The 14,517-nt window shown below is 58.7% G+C and carries 11 protein-coding genes, 6 tRNA genes and 2 other RNA genes; 16 read left to right on the top strand and 3 right to left on the bottom strand.

Translation table 11 applies throughout. The features are described from left to right. Positions 1 to 4: 4 nt before the first annotated feature. The 13 genes from tolB to pnuC all read left to right on the top strand — a co-directional run bounded on the left by tolB (position 5) and on the right by pnuC (position 5,942). Positions 5 to 1,297: a Tol-Pal system beta propeller repeat protein TolB gene (gene tolB / locus ACUTQY_RS10675; RefSeq protein ID WP_004939856.1), complete on the top strand. Its 1,293-nt coding sequence runs from the start codon at positions 5 to 7 to the stop codon at positions 1,295 to 1,297. Between the two features lie 44 nt (positions 1,298 to 1,341). Continuing rightward, complete coding sequence (gene pal / locus ACUTQY_RS10670; protein ID WP_004939853.1) at positions 1,342 to 1,857, top strand: peptidoglycan-associated lipoprotein Pal; 516 nt, start codon at positions 1,342 to 1,344, stop codon at positions 1,855 to 1,857. A 9-nt stretch (positions 1,858 to 1,866) separates the two neighbouring features. After that, positions 1,867 to 2,661 carry a cell division protein CpoB gene (cpoB, locus tag ACUTQY_RS10665; protein WP_004939852.1) on the top strand — a complete coding sequence of 265 codons (795 nt, stop codon included), beginning with the start codon at positions 1,867 to 1,869 and terminating at the stop codon, positions 2,659 to 2,661. A gap of 178 nt (positions 2,662 to 2,839) precedes the next feature. Next, positions 2,840 to 2,915, top strand: a tRNA-Lys gene (locus ACUTQY_RS10660). A gap of 29 nt (positions 2,916 to 2,944) precedes the next feature. After that, a tRNA-Val gene (locus ACUTQY_RS10655) sits at positions 2,945 to 3,020 on the top strand. 7 nt (positions 3,021 to 3,027) lie between these two features. Continuing rightward, positions 3,028 to 3,103 (top strand) — tRNA-Lys (locus ACUTQY_RS10650). A gap of 15 nt (positions 3,104 to 3,118) precedes the next feature. Then, positions 3,119 to 3,243, top strand: a non-coding RNA gene (locus ACUTQY_RS10645) — RtT sRNA. Between the two features lie 152 nt (positions 3,244 to 3,395). After that, positions 3,396 to 3,471 (top strand) — tRNA-Lys (locus ACUTQY_RS10640). 13 nt (positions 3,472 to 3,484) lie between these two features. Beyond that, positions 3,485 to 3,608: non-coding RNA, RtT sRNA (locus ACUTQY_RS10635), on the top strand. A 45-nt stretch (positions 3,609 to 3,653) separates the two neighbouring features. Further along, a tRNA-Val gene (locus tag ACUTQY_RS10630) sits at positions 3,654 to 3,729 on the top strand. Between the two features lie 6 nt (positions 3,730 to 3,735). Beyond that, a tRNA-Lys gene (locus ACUTQY_RS10625) sits at positions 3,736 to 3,811 on the top strand. A 323-nt stretch (positions 3,812 to 4,134) separates the two neighbouring features. Continuing rightward, a complete protein-coding gene (nadA, locus tag ACUTQY_RS10620) occupies positions 4,135 to 5,196 on the top strand; it encodes a quinolinate synthase NadA (protein WP_015376982.1) in 1,062 nt (353 codons plus the stop codon). A gap of 20 nt (positions 5,197 to 5,216) precedes the next feature. Beyond that, complete coding sequence (gene pnuC / locus ACUTQY_RS10615) at positions 5,217 to 5,942, top strand: nicotinamide riboside transporter PnuC (RefSeq protein WP_046686582.1); 726 nt, start codon at positions 5,217 to 5,219, stop codon at positions 5,940 to 5,942. A 35-nt stretch (positions 5,943 to 5,977) separates the two neighbouring features. Here pnuC and zitB read toward each other — a convergent pair whose 3' ends face one another. Genes zitB through ACUTQY_RS10600 form a run of 3 tightly spaced genes read right to left on the bottom strand, consistent with a single transcriptional unit; the run spans position 5,978 to position 10,742 of the window. Continuing rightward, on the bottom strand, positions 5,978 to 6,940 hold the full coding sequence (gene zitB, locus ACUTQY_RS10610; RefSeq protein WP_342188293.1) for a CDF family zinc transporter ZitB: 963 nt from the start codon (positions 6,938 to 6,940) through the stop codon (positions 5,978 to 5,980). Continuing rightward, positions 6,940 to 10,140 (bottom strand): ATP-binding protein, encoded by a 3,201-nt coding sequence (locus ACUTQY_RS10605; protein ID WP_046686584.1) that lies wholly within the window; start codon positions 10,138 to 10,140, stop codon positions 6,940 to 6,942. Before ACUTQY_RS10605 ends, zitB begins: the two co-directional genes overlap by 1 nt. Beyond that, positions 10,137 to 10,742 (bottom strand): response regulator, encoded by a 606-nt coding sequence (locus ACUTQY_RS10600; protein WP_033642206.1) that lies wholly within the window; start codon positions 10,740 to 10,742, stop codon positions 10,137 to 10,139. The genes ACUTQY_RS10605 and ACUTQY_RS10600 overlap by 4 nt, the downstream gene beginning before the upstream one ends. Positions 10,743 to 10,954: 212 nt before the next feature. Here ACUTQY_RS10600 and aroG point away from each other — a divergent pair, with 212 nt between their 5' ends. The 3 genes from aroG to ACUTQY_RS10585 all read left to right on the top strand — a co-directional run bounded on the left by aroG (position 10,955) and on the right by ACUTQY_RS10585 (position 14,502). Beyond that, positions 10,955 to 12,007 (top strand): 3-deoxy-7-phosphoheptulonate synthase AroG, encoded by a 1,053-nt coding sequence (gene aroG / locus ACUTQY_RS10595; protein ID WP_025301893.1) that lies wholly within the window; start codon positions 10,955 to 10,957, stop codon positions 12,005 to 12,007. A 259-nt stretch (positions 12,008 to 12,266) separates the two neighbouring features. Continuing rightward, positions 12,267 to 13,457, top strand: coding sequence for a YjgN family protein (locus ACUTQY_RS10590; protein ID WP_033642207.1), 1,191 nt, complete (start codon positions 12,267 to 12,269; stop codon positions 13,455 to 13,457). Positions 13,458 to 13,464: 7 nt separating this feature from the next. After that, on the top strand, positions 13,465 to 14,502 hold the full coding sequence (locus tag ACUTQY_RS10585) for a M48 family metallopeptidase (RefSeq protein ID WP_046686585.1): 1,038 nt from the start codon (positions 13,465 to 13,467) through the stop codon (positions 14,500 to 14,502). The last annotated feature ends 15 nt before the right edge of the window (positions 14,503 to 14,517 follow it).

The following is a 14,517-nucleotide window of genomic DNA, read 5'->3' as shown; positions in this document are numbered from 1 at the left end:
TGAGATGAAGCAGGCATTTCGAGTAGCGCTAGGTTTTTTAATTCTGTGGGCGTCCGTGTTGCACGCGGAAGTTCGCATTGAAATCACCCAAGGGGTCGACTCCGCTCGTCCGATTGGCGTGGTGCCGTTTAAATGGGCGGGCCCAGGCACGCCGCCGGAAGATATCGGCAAGATTGTCGGCGCGGATCTGCGCAACAGCGGCAAATTCAACCCGATCGACGTGGCGCGCATGCCGCAGCAACCTACCTCCGCGTCTGAAGTGACGCCGGCGGCCTGGACTGCATTGGGCATCGACGCCGTAGTGGTCGGTCAGGTTCAACCTGGCGCCGACGGCAGCTACCTGATTTCCTACCAGTTGGTGGATACTTCGGGTTCGCCGGGCACCGTATTGGCGCAGAACCAGTATAAAGTGACCAAACAGTGGTTGCGTTATTCTGCCCATACCGCCAGCGACGAAGTGTTCGAGAAGCTGACCGGCATCAAGGGCGCGTTCCGCACCCGTATCGCCTACGTGGTGCAGACCAACGGCGGGAAATTCCCGTACGAGCTGCGCGTAGCGGATTACGACGGTTACAACCAGTTCACGGTGCACCGTTCGCCTGAGCCGCTGATGTCGCCGGCCTGGTCGCCGGACGGCAGCAAACTGGCTTACGTGACCTTCGAGAGCGGCCGTTCCGCGCTGGTGGTGCAAACCCTGGCTAACGGCGCCATCCGCCAGATCGCTTCCTTCCCGCGCCACAACGGTGCGCCGGCGTTCTCGCCGGACGGCAGCAAGCTGGCGTTCGCGCTGTCCAAGAGCGGCAGCCTGAACCTGTACGTGATGAACCTCGGCTCCGGCCAGATCACGCAGCTGACCGATGGCCGCAACAACAACACCGAACCGACCTGGTTCCCGGATGGCCAGTCTCTGGCGTTTACCTCCGACCAGGGCGGGCGTCCGCAGATTTATAAAATCAGCGCCAGCGGCGGTGCCGCACAGCGTCTGACGTGGGAAGGCTCTCAGAACCAGGATTCTGAAGTCAGCTCCGATGGTAAATTCCTGGTGATGGTCAGCACCAACAGTGGTGCACAACACATCGCCAAACAAGATCTTGGATCAGGCGCCGTTCAGGTTTTGACCGGCACCTTCCTGGATGAAACGCCTAGTATTGCGCCAAACGGCACCATGGTGATCTATAGCTCCACGCAAGGTATGGGCTCCGTGCTGCAGTTGGTGTCAACTGATGGGCGTTTCAAAGCGCGTCTTCCGGCAACTGATGGACAGGTCAAATTCCCTGCCTGGTCGCCGTATCTGTGATGCATGTGTAAATATGTATGGCAAACTATAAAAGGATCAAAGAAATGCAACTGAACAAAGTGCTGAAAGGGCTTCTGCTGGCACTGCCAGTTCTGGCTGTAGCAGCTTGTAGTTCTAACAAAAGCGCGAACAACGACCAATCTGGTATGGGCGCTGGCGCCGGCACTGGTATGGAAAACGGCAGCAGCAACCTGTCTTCCGAAGAACAAGCTCGTCTGCAGATGCAAGAACTGCAGAAGAACAACATCGTTTACTTCGGCCTGGACAAGTATGACGTAAGCTCCGAATTCGCTCAGATGCTGGACGCGCACGCTGCATTCCTGCGTAACAACCCGTCTTACAAAGTGACCGTTGAAGGCCACGCTGACGAACGCGGCACGCCGGAATACAACATCGCTCTGGGTGAGCGTCGTGCTAACGCCGTTAAAATGTACCTGCAGGGTAAAGGCGTTTCCGCTGACCAGATCTCTATCGTTTCTTACGGTAAAGAAAAACCAGCAGTACTGGGCCACGACGAAGCGGCTTATGCTAAAAACCGTCGTGCCGTTCTGGTTTACTAAGAGAATCGCATGAACAGTAACTTCAGACGTCACCTGTTGAGTCTGTCGTTACTGGTTGGCGTAGCGGCCCCTTGGGCCGCTACTGCCCAAGCGCCAATCAGTAATGTCGGCTCCGGCTCGGTCGAAGACCGCGTCACCTCGCTTGAGCGCATCAGCAATGCTCAAGGCCAGCTTTTAAACCAACTCCAGCAACAACTCTCTGACAATCAACGCGACATTGATTCTCTCCGTGGGCAAATCCAGGAAAGCCAGTATCAGTTGAATCAGGTCGTTGAACGCCAGAAGCAAATCTATCAACAGATGGATAGCCTCAGCCAGGGCGGCGCTCAGAGCGCCTCTGCGGCAGCGGGCGCTGCCGGCGGGGCAGCCGCAGGCGCATCTTCCGATGCGGGCAGCAGCGCGCCTGCAGCCGCTTCTGCAACGCCGAGCGGCGGTGATGAGAACAGCGACTACAACGCCGCTGTTTCTCTGGCGCTGGAAAAAAAACAGTATGACCAGGCGATTTCCGCCTTTCAGTCCTTCGTAAAACAGTACCCGAAGTCTACTTACCAGCCCAACGCCAACTATTGGCTGGGCCAGTTGTTCTACAACAAGGGTAAAAAAGACGATGCGGCCTATTATTTTGCGGTGGTGGTGAAGAATTACGCTAAATCACCGAAGGCGCCGGACGCCATGTACAAGGTGGGTATCATCATGCAGGAAAAAGGGCAGGCCGATAAAGCCAAGGCCGTGTTCCAGCAGGTGATTAAACAATACCCAACCAGTGCGGCGGCCAAGCAGGCGAAAAGTCGCGTAGGCGGTTAACGGTTAGAAAAATGAGCCCAGAAGTTAGTCGATTTGACCGATTTCTGGGCTCATTCGCGTGAAGAACAAGCAGTTGAACGCATCGGTAAAAAATTTAGGTTGCGCTGCCAAGATAAATTAGTAATATATGCCGCCGTTGCCAAGACATCTTGCAAGATGTTAAAGCGGCAGGGAAATTGGGTCGTTAGCTCAGTTGGTAGAGCAGTTGACTTTTAATCAATTGGTCGCAGGTTCGAATCCTGCACGACCCACCAATTTCTGAAGTAGCAGTAACCACAACAGTGGGTGATTAGCTCAGTTGGTAGAGCATCTCCTTTACACGGAGGGGGTCGGCGGTTCGAGCCCGTCATCACCCACCACTGTTATGGGTCGTTAGCTCAGTTGGTAGAGCAGTTGACTTTTAATCAATTGGTCGCAGGTTCGAATCCTGCACGACCCACCATTCTTTAAGAATGGCTGCGATAGAGAATCGTAAAGGATGAGAACCGTAAAGGTTCGAGTCTCGCGAAGCGAGACAACATCACTCCGGTGATGGCCCGCAAGGGCGAGGCCAAAGGCCGAGTTATCCTGCACGACCCACCATTCTTAGAGAATGGCAGCTTCAGAATCGGTTTGATGTGGCAAAGTAAAGGTCCGAGTCGAGTACCCGTCGAGTTGTCCTGAACATCCCCATCCTTGTTTTCCGCGAGTCGGTTCCAATAACCTATTCGCCATCAGCAGTAAACCACATCAGTGGGTCGTTAGCTCAGTTGGTAGAGCAGTTGACTTTTAATCAATTGGTCGCAGGTTCGAATCCTGCACGACCCACCACTCTTTAATAGAGCAAGGTGTTAAATCGTCAGGATGAGAACCGTAAAGGTTCGAGTCTCGCAAAGCGAGACAACATCACCCCGGTGATGGCCCGCAAGGGCGAGGCCAAAGGCCGAGTTATCCTGCACGACCCACCACTCTTTAATAGAGCAAGGTGTGAAAAATAGCAGTACCACAGCAGTGGGTGATTAGCTCAGTTGGTAGAGCATCTCCTTTACACGGAGGGGGTCGGCGGTTCGAGCCCGTCATCACCCACCACACTGCGGGTCGTTAGCTCAGTTGGTAGAGCAGTTGACTTTTAATCAATTGGTCGCAGGTTCGAATCCTGCACGACCCACCAATTCAGAAAAAAGCGCCTTTTGGCGCTTTTTTCGCATCTGCGTCATCGCAATCTAAATCCGCTGCTTTCTCGTTTCAACACCACACCGATCGTCATCCCGCTCTTTTCTGAACGGCTATACGTTCTCGCCAGGCTGTTAATCCGCTGTGAACTGCGCGGTAACGCCTGTTTTTTTAATTCATTAAACAATAGGTGCGCAAATATGAAAATATCAGCGGACTTTTCGCGCAGTTTTAGGTATTTTGTTTAGTATATAAAACTAAGGGTGTTGCGGCAGGCGATATTCACGCGGCAGGCGCCCAGCCTAGCATGAGATTGCAGCGATGAGTGAAATGTTTGATGTCAACGCGGCGGTGTATCCTTTCCCGCCCAAACCGGTACCGCTGGACGTAGCGGAAAAAGCCTTTTATCGCGAAAAGATCAAAACCTTGCTCAAGCAGCGCAATGCGGTGATGGTCGCCCACTACTATACCGATCCGGAAATCCAGGCGCTGGCGGAAGAAACCGGTGGCTGCGTGGCGGATTCGCTGGAAATGGCGCGCTTCGGCAGCGCCCATCCGGCTTCCACGTTGTTGGTGGCCGGCGTGCGCTTCATGGGGGAGACCGCCAAGATCCTCAGCCCGGAAAAACAGGTGCTGATGCCGACCCTGTTTGCCGAATGTTCGCTTGACCTGGGTTGCCCGGAAGAGGAGTTCCATGCGTTTTGCGACAGCCATCCCGATCGCACCGTGGTGGTCTATGCGAACACCTCGGCGGCGGTCAAAGCGCGCGCCGACTGGGTGGTGACCTCCAGCATCGCCGTCGAACTGATCGAGCATCTGGATAGCCTGGGCGAGAAAATTATCTGGGCGCCGGATCGCCATCTCGGCAGCTACGTGCAGAAGCAGACCGGCGCCGACGTGCTGTGCTGGCAAGGCGCCTGCATTGTCCATGACGAGTTCAAGACCCAGGCGCTGCGGCGCATGAAGGCGCTCTATCCGCAGGCGGCCATCCTGGTGCATCCCGAATCGCCTCAGGCGGTGGTCGAGTTGGCGGATGCGGTGGGATCGACCAGCCAACTGATTCAGGCGGCGAAAACATTGCCGCATCAACAGCTGATCGTCGCCACCGATCGCGGTATCTTTTACAAGATGCAGCAGGCTTGTCCGGACAAGGAGCTGTTCGAAGCGCCGACCGCCGGAGAAGGCGCGACCTGCCGCAGCTGCGCGCATTGCCCGTGGATGGCGATGAATGGCCTGAAGGCGATTGCCGAAGGGCTGGAGCAGGGGGGCGCACAGCATGAGATCCACGTGGACGCTGCGTTGCGTGAAAAGGCGCTGGTACCGCTGAACCGCATGCTGGATTTCGCCGCTCAGCTTAAGATGCAGGTTAAAGGCAACGCTTAACCGTTTAAAAGGATGACCTCATGAGCTTCTTCAGTACCAGCAATATTCTGGTGCACATTCCGCTTGGCGCGGGCGGTTACGATCTGTCGTGGATCGAAGCCATCGGCACGCTGTTCGGGTTGCTGTGCATCTGGTACGCCAGCAAGGAAAAAATCGTCAACTACCTGTTCGGCCTGATCAACGTCACGCTGTTCGCGGTGATTTTCTTCCAGATCCAGCTGTACGCCAGCCTGCTGCTGCAGCTGTTTTTCTTCGTCGCCAACATTTACGGTTGGTATGCCTGGAGCCGCCAGACCCAGGATAATCAGGCTGAGCTGCAGATCCGCTGGCTGCCGCTGCCGAAAGCGCTGGCTTGGGCGGCGGTGTGCGTCATCGGCATTGGCCTGATGACCTTTAACATCGACCGCGTGTTCGCCTGGCTGACGCAGATTGCGGTGGCGGTGATGCAAGGGCTGGGGCTGAACGTACAGATGCCGACGCTGCAGCCGGACGCCTTCCCGTTCTGGGATTCGGCGATGATGGTGCTCTCCATCGTGGCGATGATCCTGATGACGCGCAAGTACGTGGAAAACTGGCTGCTGTGGGTGGTGATCGATGTCATCAGCGTGGCGATCTTCGCTTACCAGGGCGTTTACGCGATGGCGCTGGAGTACGTCATTCTGACGTTGATCGCGCTGAACGGCTCCTGGCTGTGGATCAAGAGCGCCGGGCGCAACCATTCCAATCCGTTATCTTCCGCTCCGTAACAACGCAGAGGGCGCCGTGATGGCGCCCTCTTGGCTTAGTGGCGATGCCCCAGGTGCGAATGCGCTTCGGCATGTGAGTGTTCACTCGGCTCCGGCGCCCGATTGATACCGCAGTCCGGCGTCTCGCAGTGCCGGTACTCCATCTGAATGGTCACGTGGCCGATCTTGTAGTGTTCCAACAGATAAGCCTGGATGCGTTGCAACAGCCCATCGTGGTCATGCGGCGGGATCACCTGCGCATGCAGCGTCATCAGCTTCTGGTCGCCGATCTGCCAGACGTGTACGTGGTGGATGTTGCGCACTTCCGGGATATTCAGGCACAGGTCTTTTTGCAGCTTGGCGATGTCGACCTCCTGCGGCGTGCCTTCCAACAGTTCGTGGAAACTCTCCTTCAGCAGTCGCCAGGCGCTGCGCAGCACCAGACAGGAGACCAGCACCGACAGGATCGGATCAATCGGCGTCCAGCCGGTGGCGAGAATAACGATGGCCGCGACGATGGCGCCCACCGAACCGAGCAGGTCGCCCAGCACATGCAGCGCGGCCGCCCTCACGTTGATATTCTTTTCTTCGCTGCCGCGATGCAGCAGCCAGAAGGCGAACAGGTTCGCCAGTAGCCCCGCTATGGCGATGATCAGCATCGGGGTACCCATCACCGGCTGTGGTTCGAAGAAACGCCGTATCGCCTCCCACAGGATGAATACCACGATCACCAGCAGCGCCGCGGCGTTGAGGAAGGCCGCCAGCGTGGTCAGGCGCAGGTAGCCGAAGGTGTGGCGCGCGTTGGGTTTACGCTGGGAGAAGTGCACCGCCATCAGCGCCACCAGCAGCGCGGCGGCGTCGGTCAACATATGGCCGGCGTCGGCCAACAGCGCCAGCGAGCCGGACAACAGGCCGCCGACCACCTCGACCACCATAAAGACGGCGGTGACTAAAAAAGCGGTCAGTAGGCGTTTACTATTACTGTCTTTCGGCAGGTGTACGTGTGGAGTGTCCGACATTATTCATCCTTATGCATAGCGAAAGAGGGGGCGGCGGCGAGCAGAGCGTCCAGCTCCGGTTCTATCTGCGCCACTAACGCCTTTAATTTAGTATAAGCGGCGGCGGCAAGCTCGCCCCGACGTGCGGTATCCACCAGCTGTTGGCACAGCTGCGCGGCTTCCGGCAGCTGCAGCATCAGCAGGCTGCCCTTGATGCGGTGTGCCGCCTGCTCCAGGCGAGGCCAGTCGTGCGCGGCGACGGCGTCCGCGAGCCGCTGCCGGTCTTGCCGCAGCGTATCGCCGAGCGTCTGCGCCAGCCGCTGCAGCATGGCGCGATCGCCGCCCGCCATGTCGGCCAGCGTTTGCCGTAGGTCAGTAAGGACTGACTTTTCTTCCTGAGCCTGCGGTTGCTGAGCCAATACCTGGCCGATCGCCGTCAGCGAAATCGGCTTGGTCAGGAAGTGATCGATCGCCACCAGCCCCGGCGGGATGCGGGTAAACTCCTGCACGTCCGCCGAACAGAGCACGATGCGGCAAGGCGGGCGCTGCAGCCGCTGTTCGTCGCGCCGGATCAGCCTGGCCAGCGTCAGGCCGTCCGGGCGCGGCATGTTATAGTCGATAAACAGCAGGTCAAACGGCTGCCGTCGCTGGGCCTTCAGCAGCGCATAGCCTTGTTCGAAGCGGGCGGGTTGCTGCCCGAAGTGGCGCAGTTGGCGTTCCAGCAGCAACAAATTGGTGGGATGATCGTCGATCAGCGCGGTACGCAAGGCGGAAGACGGCAGAGCGAAGGTGTGCTCCTCCTGGGCGTCAGCCGGCGCGTCGCCGCTCAGCTCGACCGGTATCACTACCTCGACGCGGGTGCCGACGCCCGGCTGCGAGTGCAGCTCTATGCGGCCGCCCATCTGTTCGACGATTTCTTTGCAGATAGACAGGCCCAAACCGGTACCTTGCACCGAGATGCGTTGCGCGCCGCGCGCGCGGTAAAACGGTTGAAACAGCTTGCCTACCTCATCGGCGGCGATGCCGCAGCCGCTGTCGTTCACCGTTAACTGCAACTCTCCCCGTCGTTCATCCTGCGCGCGCCAGCCGACCTCGACCTGAATGGTTCCGCGCGTCGTGAACTTTATCGCATTGTTTATCAGGTTGTTAGCCACCTGAAGTAAACGCTCACCATCAATGACCACCGCCTCCGGCAGCGCCGGATCTGCCGCCACTTTCAACGTCAACGGCCGTTCGCCGATAAGCGGCCGGTAAAGGGCGTCAATACGCGCGACCCAGGGGCGCAGCGCCACCGGTTTTGGCGCCAACGTCAACGACCCGGTTTCCAGTCGGGCGTGATCCTGCAGGTCGTTGAGCAGGTTGAGCAGCGATGAGGCCGAACTGTAAATCACCGGCAGGCCTTCCGGCGCCGGTTGGCGTTTGAGCTCCAGTTCCAGCAGGCCAAGGATGGCGTGCATCGGCGTGCGCAGTTCATGGCTGACGGTGGCGAGGAATTTGCTCTTCATGCGGTTTTCCGCTTCGGCGCGGCGGCGCGCCTGCTCGAGCTCTTCGCGTTCGCGTTTTTCACGGCGCTGCAGCATGAAACGGCGCAGCGTCAGCGCCAACAGCAGCACGGTGGCGGCGGCCAACAGCGCCAGCAGCCAGGTGGTCTGCGGCGGCATGCGGTTGTCGTTCACCGCGTCGATAAGGTTGCTGCGGTCGACGATCCACTCGTCGCGCAGCGATTGCAGGGTATCCGCCGGGATCTGCATCAGGTTCTTATCGAGGATCGCCAGCAGCAGCGGCTGATCGCGGCGTACGCCGAACGCTACCGGATAGGGGATGTTGTTGGCGGCGAAGGCCAGTTTGATGGTGCCGGAATAGCGCGACAGCGCCAAAAAGTTGGCGGAAATGACGTTATCCACCAGCGCATCCAACTGGCCGTTGGCCAGCGCGTCGTACATCGACTTGCTGTCGGCGAAGCTGACGGTCTGTTCCTGCTCCGGCACCAGCCCCTGAGCCAAATCGCCCTGCAGCACGCCGATGCGCTTGCCGGCCAGATCGCTCCAGGTCGAGACGCCGTTGGCATACTGGCCGACGTAAACGCCCCACAGCGAACGGTGGATCGGCATGCTGGCGCCATAGCGCGCCTTGACGCCGCGCGCCAGCGGCAGGGCGGCGCGGAAGCTGGCCTGGCCGGATTGCACCAGCTGATCGGCCTGCTCGGCGTTGCGCGCCCACAGCGGCGCGAAACGCAGCCCGGTGTTTTGCGCGATGATGTTGAGAATATCGATGGCGTAGCCGCGCGGCTGGCCGTCGGAACCGCGGTAGGCGAACGGGAAGTTGTTCTCGATGGCGGCATAGTAAACCACGCGGTGGCTCGCCACCCAATTCTTCTCCATCGTCGTCAGATCGGCATTGCCGGTATCGAGGTAGCTGGGGATCTTTTTGCTCCAGCGGCTCTGCAGGGCATTCATCAGTTCCATCGGCGCGTCGGCGATGGCGGTGTCCAGCGTGTCTATCAGGCGCGGGTCGGCGGCGGCGAACACGAAGGAGAGGTTGCCCAGGTTCTCGTTGCTTTCAATTTGATAGAGCTGGCCGAGCTGCAGTTGGTCGATGATAAAGCTGGCGCTGGCCTCGTCGGCGATAAAGTAGTCGCTGCTGCCGTTGAGCAGCGAATAGACCGCCTGCAGGTTGTTGTCGTAGCGCTGGATCTGCGACGCCACCGCCTGCAGGGCGCCGCCGGACTGCATGTCGGTCAGCGCGCCGATCGCGACGCGGGCGTTGGCGGAATTGAGCATCACCGGCCTATCGTTGCTGCGATCGCGCAATACGCGCAGGTTGCTGATGTAGTAAGGCTGGGAGATCTCCAGCCCGTGCAGCGCTTCGCTCTGCGGGATGCCGTACAGCAGATCGACCTTGCCGTCGTGCAGCGCCTGTTCCAGCTGGGTCAGATCGGCGAAGCCGTAAATGGCGAAGCGGATGCCGGTCACCTGCTGGATATAGCCGAGGTAGTCGGCGTTCAGCCCATACAGATCGTCGTCCACGATGATGTTGTACGGGCTGGTGTTCTCACTGATGATGCCGACGCGCAGCGTGCGATCGCGCCAGGGATTTTTCTCGCCGACGATCAGCATATTCTCGGGGGTATTCAGGTTGCTGACCAGCTGATAGCGCACCGGCTCCGCCGCCTGCGCCAGGCCGCACCACAGGATCAGCAGCAGCAGGGCGCGGCGCATCATGGCGCCAGCTCTTTAAACACCGCCACCAGTTCCAGCAGGTTGCCGGCGCCGGTTTTGCGCTGGATGTTTTTTTTGTGCGTGCTGACAGTCTTGTTGCTGATGTGCAGCCGGTCGGCGATCTGCAGGTTGGACAGCCCCTGGCTCAGCAAGCCCAGCACCTCGAGCTCCTTAGGGGTGAGCAGCCCGCCGTCCGCCGTCGGCGCCTCTTCGGCCAGCGCGGCGGCGGGGAAGCTGATTTCACCGTCCAGCACCTGTTCGATCGCCTGCACCAACTCCGCCAGCGAGCTGCCTTTATTGACGAAACCGTCGGCGCCGGCGGCATGCGCCATGCGCGCATAGACATCGGCTTCCTGCGCGGTATAGATCAGGATCTTTTGTTGCGGATAGCGGCGGCGGATTTTTTTCAACAGCTGCAGCCCGTCGACCTGCGGCAGGCCGATATCCAGGATCACCAGGCCGAAAGCGGCCTCGGCCAGCAGGGCCAGCGCCTGTACGTCATCCTGCGCCGCCTGCAGGCGGTAGGGGCGGGATGATTTCATTAGCGCCGCTTCCAGTGCGACATGAACCACCGGGTGGTCATCAACTAATAGCAGAGAGGGCATGTTCAACTCGGGTCACTTTATATTCTGATCGCTAGCATAGCGAAAAAGGAGGCTCTGCGCTCGCCAGATGAAACAGCACAATCTGCTGTTAATTTGGCGGTTCCAGCGGCGGGGGGCAAAGGTGATTTACAGCGCCATTCTCACAGGCTAGATTGTTGGGATCTACACCGTTACGCACTGCGAAATACTCCACGATACCGAATGGAAAAGCTATGAATTACCAAAACGACGATTTACGCATTAATGATATTAAGGAACTCCTGCCGCCGGTGGCTTTGCTGGAGAAATTCCCGGCCACTGAACGCGCGGCAAAGACGGTGTCCCAGGCCCGCAGCGCAATTCACAATATCCTCCGCGGCAGCGACGATCGCCTGTTGGTGGTAATTGGCCCTTGCTCCATCCATGATACCCAAGCCGCCAAAGAGTACGCGGGGCGCCTGCTGGCGCTGCGTGAAGAACTGAGCGGCGAGCTGGAAGTGGTGATGCGCGTGTACTTCGAAAAACCGCGCACCACCGTGGGCTGGAAAGGCCTGATCAACGATCCGCAAATGGACAACAGCTTCAACATCAACGACGGCCTGCGCCTGGCGCGCAAGCTGCTGGTGGAGATCAACGACAGCGGGCTGCCGGCCGCCGGCGAATTCCTCGACATGATCACGCCGCAGTACCTGGCGGATCTGATGAGCTGGGGCGCCATCGGCGCGCGCACCACGGAATCGCAGGTGCACCGTGAACTGGCCTCCGGTCTCTCTTGCCCGGTCGGCTTCAAGAACGGCACCGACGGCACCATCAAGGTGGCGATCGACGCCATCAACGCCGCCGGCGCGCCGCACTGCTTCCTGTCGGTGACCAAATGGGGCCACTCGGCGATCGTTAACACCAGCGGCAACGGTGACTGCCACATTATCCTGCGCGGCGGCAAAGAGCCAAACTACAGCGCGGCGCATGTGAAGGACGTCAAAGCCGGTCTGAGCAAAGCGGGGCTGCCGGCGCAGGTGATGATCGACTTCAGCCATGCCAACAGCAGCAAACAGTTCAAAAAACAGATGGACGTGAGCGCCGATGTTTGCGGGCAAATTGGCGGCGGTGAAAAAGCGATTATCGGTGTAATGATCGAAAGCCACCTGGTGGAAGGCAACCAGAGCCTCGAAAGCGGCGAGCCGCTGGTTTACGGCAAGAGCGTCACCGACGGCTGCATCGGCTGGCAGGATACCGAAACCGTGCTGCGCGATCTGGCGGCGGCGGTGAAAGCGCGCCGCGGTTAATCGCGTAAAGAAGGGGCTCGTCAGCGGGCCCTTTTTCTATTTACCTTAAAATTTTATATCTCCTGTCAATTTAAGGCCTACAGTCAATAGGCTTATTAAATCTTTAAGCGGCCGTATTCGCATTATTCCTATTTAATAAAAGAATAATTGTCACCGCTCTCGGCATTGTGCTTATATAAGACGCTTTTTTATTCCACAAACTCCGCATGACGAATAAGCGGGGAGTGGTATGACCTATTCCTTTCAGGACGAAAGAATTATGACAAACAATACCTCGCAGCCGCTGGGGCTGCACCGGATTAAATTCCATGGGAAAGGTGGTGAGTACTTCGCTATTTGGTTAGTCAACGCGTTATTGACCGCTCTGACCCTGGGCATCTATTCCGCCTGGGCGACGGTGCGTCGTCGTCGCTATTTTTACGGCAACACGGAATTGGACGGCGATCGTTTCGATTATCATGCGCAGCCGCTGCAAATTCTGAAAGGACGGCTGTTGGTGATCGGCGGCATCATCGTATTTTATTTCCTGCTGGCGGTGACGCCATTGCTGGGGCTGTTGGCGCTGCTGGTATTGCTTGCCCTGTTGCCGTGGATCGTTATCCGCAGCTGGCGCTACAATGCGATTATGTCGAGCTATCGCGGCGTGCGCTTTAATTATGTCTGCCGCACCGGGCGCGCCTATTGGGCTTTGCTATTCTGCCCGTTATTGCTGATTATCGGACTGTATGTCGGTCTGATCGTCTTGCTCGGCATTGGCAGCGGTCTTGGCAGCATCAACGCCATCGCATTTATGCTGGTGCTGACGCTGATTTTGGCCGTGCCGGCATTTGCGGCGGTAAACGGCATTATTAGCGCACTGCAGCATGATTTGTACGTTAATAACCTGTTTTTCGGGAACACGCCGTTTATTGCCGAACTGAAGAAATCGGCCTTTATCAAATTTGCCTTGATCGGCCTGCTCATATTCCTGCCGTTCATGTTGGTCGCGCTGGTGTGCATCGGTTCGTTCTTCTTTACCCTCTATCAGATGGTATTGATGGGCATGTTGACCAACGAAGCCATCGATGTGCTGGTGCTGGACAATATCAGCAGCCTTCTGCTGATGATGGTGGTGCTGCTGATCGGCGCCCTGGTGGCCAGCAGCTACCAGGTTGTCGCCCAACGCAACTACCTGTTTAACCAGGCAAGGCTGAACGGCGACATCAAGCTGCATTCCTCAATGAAAACGCTGCCGTACATGGGATTGTTGATCACCAATACCCTGATTACCCTGTTCTCGCTCGGTTTGGCGGCGCCGGTGGCGGAAGTGCGTCATGCCCGTTATCTGGCGGCGTGCACGGCGGTTGAAGGCGATCTGGCGCTGCTGGACATTACGGCGCATCAGGAAACCGCCAACAGCGCGGTGGCCGAAGAAGCGGTGCAGGCGCTGGATCTGGGCGGCAGCTTCTGAGGCGCCGATGATCCTTGAAGGCGCTTATCAGTTGCCGGGGCGGGCCGCACGTGAGGCGGCTCGTCTGCTGGTGAACGAAAGCGGCGAAGGCGTGACGTTGCAGCGGCAGGATGAACAGCGTTACATCCCGCTGACGGACATCACCGTTTCTGCCGCGCTGGGCAATATTCCGCTGACGCTTACCTTCAAGGGCGGCGGGCGTTTTGTGCCCGATGACGACGCGGCCTTTCGCCGCTGGTTCTATCAGCGCCGTTCGCCGGGTTGGGTGCATCGCCTGGAACGCCATAAACGCGGCGTCGCCCTGGCGCTGCTGATGACGCTGCTGGCGGTAGTGACTTACGTTTACGTGGTGCTGCCGTGGGCGAGCAGCGAGATCGCCATGCGCATCCCCACCTCGGTGGAACAGAAGCTGGGCGAACATACGCAGACGTTCTTGGAGCAGAGTGGCTTCGCGCCCTCGGCACTGCCGGCCGAACGGCAACGGGCGCTGCAGCAGCTGTTCCGGCAGGTGATGCCGGCCGACATGCGCCAAGAGCGCACGCCGCTCTCGCTGAAGTTGATGGCGGCGCCCGGCGCGCCGAACGCCTTTATGTTGCCGGACGGCACGCTGGTGCTCAGCGATAGCCTGGTCACCTTGTCGAAAAACGACGATGGCTTGGCGGCGGTGATGCTGCACGAAATGGGGCATCACGCTTATCGCCATCCGATGCGCATGTTGGTGCGCTCGTCACTGGTGGCATTGACGCTGATGTGGATGACGGGTGACGTCAGCGGCATCGGCGACACGTTGCTGCAGTCCGCATCCTTCGTAAATGAGATGCAGTTTTCTCGCGGGATGGAGCGTGAGGCGGATGCGTTTGCGATAGCGGAAATGCAGCGCCAGGGGCGTTCGCTGGCGGAAATGGCGGCGATCTACCGCGCGTTGGCGCAGGCGCCTGAACGAGAAAAGACCGATGACTGGGCGTTGCCTGCCTGGCTCAGCACTCATCCGGCGATGCAGGAACGGCTGGATGCGGTAAATGAGGCGATGGCGCAGCAGAAATAAAAAAGCCCCCGGTGA

Source organism: Serratia sp. TSA_130.1 (genome assembly GCF_052691795.1).
The sequence above is the reverse complement of the archived record's forward strand: the minus strand, read 5'-3'. Positions and strand labels throughout refer to the sequence as shown.